General features: G+C 68.7%; 8 protein-coding genes and 1 tRNA gene. 2 read left to right on the top strand and 7 right to left on the bottom strand.

Annotated features, from left to right (window positions below; translation table 11 throughout):
* Positions 1 to 990: 990 nt before the first annotated feature.
* Positions 991 to 2,634: a phospholipase D-like domain-containing protein gene (locus tag P3T41_RS20645; RefSeq protein ID WP_280691441.1), complete on the top strand. Its 1,644-nt coding sequence runs from the start codon at positions 991 to 993 to the stop codon at positions 2,632 to 2,634.
* Positions 2,635 to 3,155: 521 nt separating this feature from the next.
* On the opposite strand, the gene P3T41_RS20640 is transcribed toward P3T41_RS20645, so the two are convergent.
* From P3T41_RS20640 to P3T41_RS20610, 7 genes are all read right to left on the bottom strand, one after another.
* Positions 3,156 to 3,755: a transposase gene (locus tag P3T41_RS20640; protein ID WP_280691440.1), complete on the bottom strand. Its 600-nt coding sequence runs from the start codon at positions 3,753 to 3,755 to the stop codon at positions 3,156 to 3,158.
* A 171-nt stretch (positions 3,756 to 3,926) separates the two neighbouring features.
* Complete coding sequence (locus P3T41_RS20635) at positions 3,927 to 5,726, bottom strand: hypothetical protein (protein ID WP_280691439.1); 1,800 nt, start codon at positions 5,724 to 5,726, stop codon at positions 3,927 to 3,929.
* A gap of 74 nt (positions 5,727 to 5,800) precedes the next feature.
* The gene (locus P3T41_RS20630) at positions 5,801 to 6,241 is read right to left on the bottom strand and encodes a hypothetical protein (protein WP_280691438.1); all 441 of its coding nucleotides are present in this window, start codon (positions 6,239 to 6,241) and stop codon (positions 5,801 to 5,803) included.
* A 235-nt stretch (positions 6,242 to 6,476) separates the two neighbouring features.
* Positions 6,477 to 7,151 (bottom strand): hypothetical protein, encoded by a 675-nt coding sequence (locus tag P3T41_RS20625; RefSeq protein ID WP_280691437.1) that lies wholly within the window; start codon positions 7,149 to 7,151, stop codon positions 6,477 to 6,479.
* Between the two features lie 149 nt (positions 7,152 to 7,300).
* Positions 7,301 to 8,872, bottom strand: a complete 1,572-nt coding sequence (locus P3T41_RS20620; RefSeq protein WP_280691436.1) for a hypothetical protein — start codon at positions 8,870 to 8,872, stop codon at positions 7,301 to 7,303.
* A 371-nt stretch (positions 8,873 to 9,243) separates the two neighbouring features.
* Positions 9,244 to 10,020: a septum formation family protein gene (locus P3T41_RS20615; protein ID WP_280691435.1), complete on the bottom strand. Its 777-nt coding sequence runs from the start codon at positions 10,018 to 10,020 to the stop codon at positions 9,244 to 9,246.
* 240 nt (positions 10,021 to 10,260) lie between these two features.
* Positions 10,261 to 10,343: transfer RNA gene (locus P3T41_RS20610), tRNA-Leu, on the bottom strand.
* A gap of 94 nt (positions 10,344 to 10,437) precedes the next feature.
* Here P3T41_RS20610 and P3T41_RS20605 point away from each other — a divergent pair.
* Positions 10,438 to 11,331, top strand: a complete 894-nt coding sequence (locus P3T41_RS20605; protein ID WP_348533678.1) for an RNA-guided endonuclease TnpB family protein — start codon at positions 10,438 to 10,440, stop codon at positions 11,329 to 11,331.
* The last annotated feature ends 603 nt before the right edge of the window (positions 11,332 to 11,934 follow it).

The raw sequence follows: 11,934 nt of genomic DNA, 5'->3' as shown, positions 1-11,934 counted from the left end.
CTGGCTGCCCGAGCTGCTGGTTCGGCCACCGAGTCTAGGTCAATGCTGCTCACGATGACGTATTTTGGCCCATGGGTCGTTACGTTTCTCGACTCATCCGTCCCAGCTCAGCGCGGCTGCGAGGGCCGGTCGAGCCCCTCCTCGTGCGTCCAGCCCCGATGCCGCTGGTCGACCGGCGTACCTGGGCGCGCGCCTGCTTCTCCTGCGGAGCCTTGACAGCAAGGCGGGTTCCGCCAGGCAGCTGTCTCCGGATCTGCCACTCGGTGATGCTCAGAGAAAGCGGGGGACGGTTGCCGCCCGGAAGAGCCGAGGTGTCCCGCGCTGCGGAGCCAGGCTTCACCGCCTGGCCCTCAGTCACCAAATATCAGGCCTCAGTTGGAGGGCGTGAGCTCAACTCTCGAAGCAGGCAATTGTGGCAGCGGCCACCTGCTGCCGCATCTATGGCTGAGCCCGACCGTCGCCGGGGCGGCGAGCTGCTGGCCCGGTCCTCGTGCTTGTGGGCGTAGGTCGGGCTGATGTCCGAACTAGCCTGCCTCGGACCCGAACTGCTGACGCGTGCTGTGCTCGCTGTGGTGTCCGACGGGACTGGGTGCGCCCGTCGATCGCACGCTCGCTAAACAGGTTGTCCCTTCGCCGGCGTGGCGCTGAATGTGCTGCGGACAGGGATGGTGAGGGGGCGCCCGACACGCTCGATGCGCTGTCGTTCCGGCCTTCGAGCTACCATCCGGGCGCCTGGCGCAGCTAGGCGGGACGTGGAGTGTCCGATGCCAGAATGCCGATCGGCGGCCGGCGTCAATCCGCCGCCCCGTCAAGTGCTAAAGCTTGTCAGGTTTTCCCTGGACAGAGGTCAAGCCTCAGTCAAGTCTGATAATTCTATGGGAAATGTCTGCGTGGCGGGTGGGCGAGTCGGACTGTGCGCCGCCCCAGGCGACCTGCCAGCCCCACAGTCCCACGAGGCCCACCAGCCGTCATTTCTGAGAGGACGTCGCCATGTTCAGTCGCCGAGGCCATCGCCTCCGCCCGCTCACCCCATCCGCCCTGGCCCTGGCCGCGGTCCTCGCCGCACAGGCCGCCACGCCCGCCTCCGCCTCGGTCTCCCGCCCCGTGCGTTCCTTTTCCTCCACCACCCCGCACCTGGACGCCATCCAGCAGACGCTTCATCAAGTCTCCCCTGGCCTCGAAGGATCCGCTTGGCAACGTACCTCGGGCAACAACCTCGATACCACCGCCGGAGATCCGACGGGATGGCTGCTGCAGACCCCCGGCTGCTGGGGTGACGCGACCTGCGCCCAGCGCCCCGGAACCCAACGGCTGCTCGCTAAGACGACCGAGAACATCGCGCATGCGACCCGCACGGTCGACGTCTCCACACTCGCACCTTTCCCCGACGGACCGTTCGAGGACGCGATCGTCACCGGGCTCAAAGCCGCGGCGGAGGCCGGCAGCACGCTCCAGGTCCGCATCCTGGTCGGCGCCGCACCGATCGCCCATGCCACCGTGCTGCCCTCCGCCTACCGCGATGAGCTGGTCAGGAAGTTAGGCCGGGCGGCCGCGCGCATCACGCTCAACGTCGCGTCGATGACCACCGCGAAGACCGCCTTGTCGTGGAACCACTCGAAGCTGCTGGTGGTCGATGGGCGGAGCGTCATCACTGGCGGCATCAACAGCTGGACAGGTGACTACATCAACACCGCGCACCCGGTCACCGACGTTGACCTCGCGCTGGTCGGCCCCGCCGCGTCCTCCGCCGGCGCCTACCTCGACACCCTGTGGACCTGGACCTGCCGGAACACGGGAATCTTCTCGGCCGCCTGGTTCGCCTCCTCCAACGGCGCCGCCTGCCAGCCGACTCTGGAGAAGGACCGCAATCCGACTCCCGCTCCACCCGCAGGCGATGTGCCGGTGATCGCCATCGGAGGACTGGGAGTCGGTATCAAGGACGTCGACCCGACCTCTACCTACCGCCCGCTCCCGCCGCTCGCCACCGACAGTAGGTGCGGCCCGATCACCTTGCACGACAACACCAACCAGGACCGCGACTACGAAACGGTCAACCCCGAGGAGAGCGCCCTGCGCGCGCTGATCGCAAGCGCCACGAGTCACATCGAGATCTCCCAGCAGGACCTCAACGGCCTCTGCCCGCCTTTGCCTCGCTACGACATCCGCCTCTACGACCTGCTCGCCGCCAAGCTCGCCGCTGGGGTGAAGGTCCGCATCGTCGTCAGCACCCCGGACTCCGGCGGCAGCTTCGGCAGCGGGTACTCCAACATGAAGTCGCTGACCGAGATCACCGACCTGCTGCGCAACCGGCTGACCGCCATCACCGCTCACGCGTCGAGTGCGAACGCGGCGATGTGTCAGAACCTGCAGCTCGCTCCGCTGCGCGCGGCTGCGGATCCCACCTGGGCCGACGGTCACTCCTACGCTCTGCACACCAAGCTTGTATCCGTGGACAGTTCGGCCTTCTACATCGGCTCCAAGAACCTCTACCCGGTCTGGCTGCAGGACTTCGGCTACATCGTGGAGGCTCCGGCAGCGGCCTCCCAGCTCGACGCCGTGCTCCTCACGCCCCAGTGGCAGTACTCCCAGGCGGCTGCGACGGTCGACTACAAGCGGGGGATCTGCTCTGCCTGACCTGCTGCGGCCAGGCATCTGTCCACGGGCGGCTTTCCAGGAGAGGGATCGGACTGGTTGTACAGCTTGGTCAGGTGCGCTCCGCCCTGTCCCGGCTTGGGAAAATGGTTATCTGATTGAGGCTTGGGGCATGCAGGGACTCCCACGCCTGCGGGTATGACAGCAGATAGCAAGTGGTGGTCCGGCCGCGCTCCCCACGAGACGACGGCCGGACCGTGCCGCCGGATCGATCGGCTCTGTCGCCGTCTCCCCCACGAGGCAGCGGTCGAGCCGGGCGGTACGCGTCCGGGTCCGGTCGTGATTCCCCCACGGAAGGCGACCGGACCCCCGCCTTTGTTCCGCCCACGGCAACGAGCGCAGCGTACATGCCGGTTTGCCAGGCTGGCTACATGGCGTTGCTGGTTCGTCACTTGCAGCGCTCGCCGTGCGGCTTTGGGTGCCCCTGCGTGGGTGTGCAGCAGCCCGATGTTACGGGCGACGCGCCGCTTGAAGTACCCCCGCTGAGGGCTCTGCTGGCCAATTCACACAGCGAGGGCGAGTGACTGGCGCAGTTCGGTGAGTCGCGAGGTCCAACTGCTGCCGGGTGGGGTTCCGGTGAGCCAGGCGTCTACGCGGACGAGGTTGAGGGCCATCGCGGTGAGGACGTGCTGCAGGTGGACCTTGGCCAGACCTCGGTAGCGGGCGTGGTGGACGTCGCAGCGGTGGGAGGCCTGCGCCATGGTGCCCTCGACGCCGGAGCGGGTGGCGTACTGATCGCGCCAGGCCTCGGTGGCCTGTTCTTCGCGGATGCGACGCTGGGCCTCGAACTGTGGCTGGTCCCGGAAGGTCAGGCCTCGGGCGTTGGTGGCGGGTGCACCAGGGCCGGTCGGGGCAGGGCCCGCAGTCGGGCATTTTGACGGCACCTGGACGATTGGCAGGCCGTCGGCGCTGCTGGCGTCCCTCCAGTTGCGGCTGGCAGCTCCGTTGGGGCAGATGACGTTCTGATGCTCCCAGTCGATGGTGAAGCGGGTGAGGTCGAAGTCCTCGGGGCCGTGGGCCTGCCAGGCGGAGTCCGGAGGCAGCGGGCCGATCCGCTCGACTTCGTGCAGTGCCCGGGCGGCCAGGATGTGGTCGACACTCACGTAGTCGGCGTCGACGAGTTCCTGGTCGGGCAGCCGGCCGGCGTCGGCGAGGTCGCCGTGGCGGCCACCGCTCTGGGCCTCAACCCGCCACCTATCCGGTAGCTGGTGAGCTTGGGTGCTTCAGCGGCCACTGGCCCTGCGGGCTTCGCCAGTTGCTGGTTTTCCCATGCGTCACCTGCCCCGTTCGACCAAGCCCCCGGGCTGTGGGGGAGGCGTGGGCCGGTCTTGCTCGAAAGGCCCGGGGACCGGGAAGTAGTCCTCCAGAAAGGTGGCAACCATCTCGTCCTGCTGGGCCCGCAGCGCTTTTTGCACGGTGCCGTCGTTGAGACAGAAGGTGTCCATGTCCCGTGCCTTGAGCAAGCCGGACAAGTGGTCAATGTTCGTGGAACAGTCCACGTTGACGTGCCGGTGACGGACCTCGCCCCAGGCGACCTGGCGGGCGAGGAAGCCGCAGCTGACCGCCAGGGTGATCGGAGCCAGGTCGCTGGGCGAGCGGAAGACCGAACGGGTGGTCTGGACCAGCTCGGCTGCGAAGGAATCCGCGGTCGCTGCCAGCAGGCTGCGCAGCAGAGGATGGGCGGAGTGGCTCAAGGCGCGGCTGGTCGAGCGGCCGAACTCGCGCTCCACTAGAGCCCTGGTGTTCTTCAGCACAGCCACGTAGTTGTCGTCCTCCGGTGTGGCTGGACCTGGCGGAATGATGCGGGAGTCGAGGTTCACCAGCGGCACGCCGTTTCCTTGGAAGAACTGCTCAGGCTTGACCGGGCGTCCCAAGAACACGTCGTCGTTGAAGTAGAGGAAGTGTTCGCCCAGGCCTGCGATGCGGTGCAGCTGTGACTCGATCGCGTGCGAGTTGAAGACCGGAAGCGCCGTGGGGTCCTGGAAGATCTCGCGGTGCGAGACCACGGTGAGCCCTGGGCGTTCGGCCTGCAGCCAGGTCGGTCGCTGATCGTCGGTGACCAGGTAGATGTGCCGAATCCACGGGGCGTACATCGCGATCGAGCGCAGGCAGTAGCGCAGCTCGTCGCGGTTGCGGAAACGCTCCTCGCGGGCCCCGCAGGGTGGGTGTCCGGACAGCTGGGCCTGAGCCTGGGCCAGGCTGTGGCGCTGGCGCCAGGTCTGGTCGGTGTCGTCGACCCAGGTGACTACCGCGTCCACCGGGAAGGTGACGTCTTCCAGCAGGGGTTGGGTGAATGCTGCCGGCACCGGGTAGTCGCGCTCGCCGATGCGCAGTGTGCTGTCCGATGCCAGGGACGGCAGCCACCAGCCGAACGGCGGCTCATGGATGGCGGCGATGGCTCCGAGCGAAGGCGTGGCCGAGTCCCAAAAATCCAGATCGCAGCCGTGCTCCGGTCCGTAGCCCAGGGTGCGTCTTCCTGTTACCACCGGGCGGTAGATTCGAACGCCCTTCACCTTCACCGCGGGTGCGGGCGGCGCTGTGTTGCCGAGCTCCGGCAACGACTGGTGGGTGGGCGGGGACTCCAGGGCGCGTACGGCTTGTGGCAGGTGCTCGGCCAGTGAGGTGCCCAAGGTGACGTCGTGTCCGAGGAGGTCGGCGTAGACCGGTTGCCCGGCGAAGGCTTTCGCGAGAGCTGCCAGGACCCTGGTGCGCTGTCCCGGGGCGATCACGGCGCAGATCCGGCAGTCCTGCCCAGGCATCGGCGCGAAGCGCAGCCCGGCGGTGGCCAGGACGTCGGCGACTTCGGCGAAGTTGCGCACGAAGACATCCGCGGACAGGAGGTCGTCACGCAGCTCGGCGAGCCGTCCGTCGTGGTGGATCAGCCTGGGGCTGCTCTGCGGCACCTGGGCTTTGCCGTCGCTGCGCAGGTCGTCGTGAGGGTTCGGAGCGCTTGCCCAGCGCGCGCGGATCCTGTTGGCACCTGGCTGGTGCGGTACGGCGGTGTGCGGCCAAAGCCGGCGGATGCACCGAAGGATTGCTCGGCTCACGAGCCGGGCCCGGCGCAGGCGGCGCATCATCTCTCCAGACGGGGGCGTCCTTGCTGTGGGAAAGCAGGAGGTGTGAAGCAGTCTCGGGCCGTGCCAGGGCATCACATGCCTGAGCGCCACAGTGCCGCATCCCGCTCGGCGAGTCGCCTCAGCCTCAGCAGCTGCCTGCGCATCACGAGTAGGTCGCCCCATGCCAGCAGCTGCCTGAAGACGGTGTGCTGCAGCCCGTCCTTCTTCTCGATGTCGAACTTGATGACGAGGCGGGCGGTCTCGTCCTGGGGCTGGACCGTGCAGGTGATCGCCATGCGGCCGTAGCGGCTGCATGTGGGCTCGGGGAGCAGGGCGGTGACTTGCTGGACATCTGTGGGGCCGGCGGTGTCCAAGACCCAGAAGTCGCGCCGCAGGACCAGCGCTGCCAGGCCGACCTTGAGACGTCGCGGTCCCCTGCGCAGAGGGGAGTTGGCCCGGCCGCGGTTGTAGGGGGCGAGTGTCAGCTGTTGGACCCAGTGGAAGACCACCACGGTGGGGGCCCCGATACTCACGGCGCGCGTCCAGCCCTCGTAGGGGGTCGGCACGAGGCCGTCACACGGGTAATGACCGCCTTGCTCGAGTGCGGTAGCTCCCCAGACCCGACCGCGCAGCTCCATCGTGAACCTCCAAGGACGGCTGGGGCGGAGCTTTTCGAGAAAGCCCCGCCCCAGCTGCATGGCGTGTGCCGCGTCAGGAGTCCGCTAAGGGGTGCGACTTGACGTGGCACGGCTGTGGTGAACGCCCAGGTCAGCCCCGGGAGGCGCGACGGCGGCGAAGCAGCGCCAGGCCGCCGACACCGACGCCGGCCGCCGCAGTGGTGCCAGCGCCCACCGCCGGGTCGATGATCGGCGCGCCGGCCGGGCTGATCACGGTGGCGATGTTGCTGTCGTTGCCGTCGTAGTTACCGGTCATCCCACCGTCGTCGCGCCACGAGGTCTCGTACACCGGGGTGCCGTTGGGCAGGTTGCTGGGCACCGTCAGGGTCGCGGAGCCGGTCATGGACAGCAGCTGACCATCGGAGATGCTGCCGGTGCTGGTGGGCGAGCACACCACCTGGGTCGAGCTGGTGATGGTGCAGGTGCCGACCGGGCCGATCGGGGTCCCGTTGTTCTGGAGGGCCACGAGCGATGAAGTCTGGCCCACCGGCCCCAGGGTGGCGCCGTTCAGCGGGGTACCGACGATCACCATCGTCGGGTCGTACTGGCACCCGTTGCTGCTGAAGCAGCTGATGGAGAGGGCGGAGCTGGGGTACGTCCCGGTGAAGGTCGTCGTGCCCGGCTGGAAGATGGTCCCCCCAGGGGTACCCCACCCCCAGTCGCCGGTGGTGGCCGACGCGTTGCCCGCCATGCCCAGCACCAGACCGGCCGCGATAGCACCGGTGGCGCCGATCGCTGCCAGGCCCCGCTGGATGGATTTCATCATGATGTGTGCCTTTCGGGAAAGAAGTGGAACTACTGCTCGGGGAGAGCGCTCAGAGGGGGGTCAATGACGCAACCACCGCCGTTTGTGGGCAAGGTGGGTGACGGATCGTCATTTCACCTGCTGCCATGAGCAGGGGGCGGGTGTTCCCGCTATGACGGCGGGGACACCCGAGCGCCGCCTGCTGTCTCGGGTGTCCCCGCACGCGTGCCCACCCGAGAACGGGGAGTGTCCACCGGCCGCTGCTCAACGCGAACTGCCTGGCCGGCACCCTGGCCCCGGTCGTCGTCTTGGGGACGCGGAGGAACGTTGTCGCCCACGAGACCGAGAGTGGCGAACAGCAGCGGGATGAGCAGAAGGGTGCAGTACACGGTGGGAACCGTCTCCTGGAAGGGGCCGCTGGCGCCGTCGGTGAGGATGACCGCGCAGAAGTGGCCGACCGCGGCTGCGGCGGTGGCGAAGAGCGCTGCCCCCAGGCCGCGCCCGCCGGCGTCCAGGCGCCTGGAGCGCATGATGCGCAGACCCAGGAAAGCCGATCCCAACCACAACGGGGCGTAGACGAGCCAGCGAACCGGCGTGGTCAGCGACAGCGCCAGCGCGACGAACGGGAGCCGGTCCTCCTGTTCGTGCGGGTTACCGTGCCCAAGGGGATAATTGCCCACTGCATCGGGGTCGGGCTGGGTCAGCCTCGCCAGCGAGCGGTCGGCAAGCTTGACCAGTTGCTTGGGATGCAGCGCGTAGTACTGCGCGATCCGCGGCAGGTCGACGTGGTGGCTCAGTGCGGCGTAGCCCGGTGCCCCCGCGACATAGGCGAGCGGGACGCCTGCGTAGCCGGCCAGCGAGGGGTCCCCCCCCAGGCTCTTCAGCGCGCTTGGCGGGCTGGGAGCGGAGGGAAGGATCTCCATAAAGACCTGCCGGTATGCGCTCGTCCCCAGATCGGCGTGCGACTGCTGGCGCTCGAACCCCACCACCGCGGCCGCCAAGGCGGCACACAGCACCAGAGCCGGCACGCGGGAAGCCACACCACGCAGTACCGACACAGCATGGCGACCATCGCAACCGGCCTCGTCATGGTCCTGACGCACAAGCCGTGGGTGCGACAGGCGCACCCCACGCCACAGCATCACCACCACCACACCCACCAGCAGCGCCGGGGACTGCCGCGTGGCCGCCAGTGTCCACAGGGCCACCGCACTCACCGTGAGCAGGCCGCCGACCGTCGCGTACTCGCGCCGGGCCAGTCGCAGCAGGGCGCACAACAGGCCCAGCATCCCCACGATGACGGCCGGCTGCGCGCTGGGGGAGTCGAAGAAGGGGGCGATCGCGGAGTCCATGGTCGCCAACGCCACCATGGACGCCACCGCCACGCGCATCCTCACATGGAACGGCAGTACACAGACGAGCAGGCCGATCAGCACCGCGAAAGCACAGCAGCACAGCAGCGCCAGCACCCGCAGATCCAGTTCGCCTGGCCGACCGAGCAACGCGGTGAACTGCTTGGCCACCACCAGCAGGAGATGCTGCGAACTGGGATACGGGCGGTCACCACCTACCCCGGCACATGCCTCGCCCGCCCAACGGAAAGCACCGAAACGCGGGGCGAAGTAGGCCGACGGGTCGGGCAGGGCCCGGCGGGGCGCCAGGTTCAGGGAGCACATCAGCCCATGACCACTACCGTCGTCGCCGCGGCCAACCGCTCCGCCGATGAACAGTCGCGCCACCATGGCCACGCCCCAGAACCCAGCTGTCGCCGCCGCCGCACGAGCCACCTGCCACCGCATCGCCGGCACCCGGGGCAGGGGGATCCCCGTCCGGGGGAGCGGGATCCCCATCCGGGGCAGGCGAGGCACCCACCGCGTGGTAGTCGCGCCGGACTGCGGCTCTGGCGCAGTCGCCGGTTGCACGCGCTCTTCAGACATTGATCGTCACCGGTTCCTCTCGGTCGATACCGCGTGCGTCGCCCATCGTCTTGCCGTCCCGCCCGCCCCGTCCGGCGATGGGTTGCCATCACCGCGTCGCCACCCGGCCCAGGCAACGATCGCGACCCGGGAGGCACCGATAGGCACCTGTGGGCCCTTTACCGAGCCACTGGCCATCAGCCCGCCTGCCCGTCAACGGGCTGCTCGGGGGCAGTCGGATCGTCGGTCGGGGCGGCAGGCTTCTCCTCGGCAAAGCCGTGCACACTGCCGGTCACCAGCGTGGTCTGCTTCGCCGGCCCGACCCAGCACGAACCGATGGTGCTCTCGCTGTCCGCAACGCCGTGGGGCGTGTCGACCTCCAGGATGAGGTCCGGGTGCTCGGACAGGGCGGAGCCCATGTATCGCTCGGCCTGAGCGGTGCACACCGCCGTGCCCGCGGCCTGGACGCGTTGCGGCCCTTGGGCGAGTTGGGCACGGCTGAAACCCAGCCACGGAGGAATGAACTCGCGCGAATGATTGCGATCGCACGTCGTTTCCACGTCACCGACCCGGCACCGGCGAAAACGCGCGCCGTCGGCCACGTCGAGCACGTTGTGTACCGGCTCCGAGATGCTCGGCACAGCCGCGCCGTCGACCGGCTGAGGAAGCGCGTCGCACCGCGCAGTGCGCATACCCGCGCGCCACTCGGCCACCGTGGGGAAGAACACCACGACGTCGATCGCGGTGACTCCATCGTAGGGACCCGACCCCAGGTACCGGTTCAGGGCGTCACGCGAGCACAACTGCGCGGACAAGGGCCGCAACTGTACGGGATCGGGCCGCTCGGCCTCCCGCGCGATCGCACCGGTCAGCGAAGCGGTGGCGAAGGTCTCGCTCTGGTGAGCCTGCTCGCACGGCACAGGCAGAGACGTGTCCGACCCCACCGATGGACCCAGCAGCTCCGGCTGCTCCAACTGGTGACAGCTACCCACCTGCCACGATGTCACCAACGGCGCCCGAGGCTCCGACACGCCCAACAGAGCACTCGGCAACGGGCGTGAGCCCATGAGCAGCACAAGCCCGCAGCCTGCGGCCAGACCTGCCATTCGACGCCACACCCGCATGGTTTTGCCCTCCTTCGCCGTGACCGTGACCGAACACCTCCCAAAGACAGGGGGCTCACCGAGCCGCCGTTTACCGCCGCACGCACGAGGTGCCCGGAGCGGGATTCGAACCCGCACGGCCCGTAGGCCAGGGAGGTTTAAGCTCCCGGTGTCTGCCGTTCCACCACCCGGGCGAGAGTGACCAACTGCCCCGCAGACCCCGTTTCCACGGACCACGGCCCACGCGGCGACGCACCCGTCCGGCGGGCTTGCGCTCGCACCGCAGGAATGATTCCGCTAGCAGTAAGTGCCTTGGCAGCGGGATATGACGGCCCGTGCCCTGAACGGCCCAGCCAGAGTTGCCCCCGTCACGGACGTGACCTTGCCTCACCGTCGCGGCCGCCCACCGACCAGACCATGCCCCCACCGGGCCACCCCGCTGCGCCCCGCACGACCGCCCCAGGAGACGGCTCACCCGATGCCGAGGTCCGGATCGACCTGGGCTTGACCACCTACGCCGTGCTGTCGGACGGCACGGTGATCGACAACCCCCGGATCCTGCGCAAGGCGGAGAAGCGGTTGAAGGCCGCGCAGCGGGAGTTGTCCCGCAAGGCCAAGGGGTCGAAGAACCGGGCCAAGGCCCGTGTCAAGGTCGCCAAGGCGCATGCCAAGGTGGCCGACACCCGCAAGGACTGGTTGCATAAGAGGACGACCAGGATCATTCGCGAGAATCAAGCGATCTACCTGGAAGACCTGAACGTGCGCGGCCTGGGGCGTGGCCGCCTGGCCAAGTCCGTGCACGACGCCGGATGGTTTACCTTCCGCCGCATGCTGGAGGAGAAGGCACTCCACTATGGGCGGTGTGTCGGGATCGTGCACCGCTCTTTCCCCTCCTCCCAGCTCTGCTCGGACTGCGGGCACCCTGAGGGCCCCAAGCCCCTGGCGGTCCGCACATGGGTGTGTGGTGCGTGTGGGGTGCTACATGACCGTGACCTCAACGCTGCTCGAAACATCCTGGCCGCCGGGCAAGCGGACAGGCTGAATGCCCCCGGAGGGCCGGTCAGACCCGGCGTGGCAATCCCACGCCGGGCACGGCCCGTTGAACGGGGAACCCACCGGAACGCCGGCGATACAGGGCGCAAGCCCCGTGCCGACGGCGCGGCCGAAATCCCCGCGCTCTAGCACGGGGAGGATGTCAAGCGGCTTCTGCCAGGTGATGGCGTGTTGGATCCGCCGGCCCCAGGCAACCGGCCTGCGATGCCCGAGGCGGAAGCGGCGCGAACGGTGGCATGGCACCTTAGGCCCGGCCGAAGACCGCCCGAAGCGGTCACAGCGCACCGGTCCGCCCTCATGGCCCTTGCGGCGGCGCCCCTGGCGAGAGTGGCGGCCGAGCGTGCGGCGACGTTGCCCATGGCGCTGCCGCCGCACCTGCTCAACTGCCCGCAGACACGAATGGGTGAGCGGGCGGCTGCGGGGCGGCGGCTGTGGAAGTTGCCAACAGCCGGGCCCGCACGAATGGCGCCCCTCGGCCTACCCGGCGCTCACGCCCTGCGGCGAAGCAGAGGCACGCCGAGGTCGCGACGCCGTTTGATTCCGGCCCCGCGATGGCGCATACCCGTCATCGGCATCACCACGTGGGATGGCCCCTGTCTCTCAAGGTATGAACAGTCTGCTGCCGTACATACCCGAACAGGCCGCCCGAGCCGCCCGCCCGCCCGCCCACCGGTCAGCTGGGGTCTCCGGTTGGTCTTACGGATCAGACGGGGAAGCCACCGCCTCCACAGC

The organism is Kitasatospora sp. GAS204B (assembly GCF_029892155.1).
Classification (GTDB): Bacteria; Actinomycetota; Actinomycetes; order Streptomycetales; family Streptomycetaceae; genus Kitasatospora.
The sequence above is the reverse complement of the archived record's forward strand: the minus strand, read 5'-3'. Positions and strand labels throughout refer to the sequence as shown.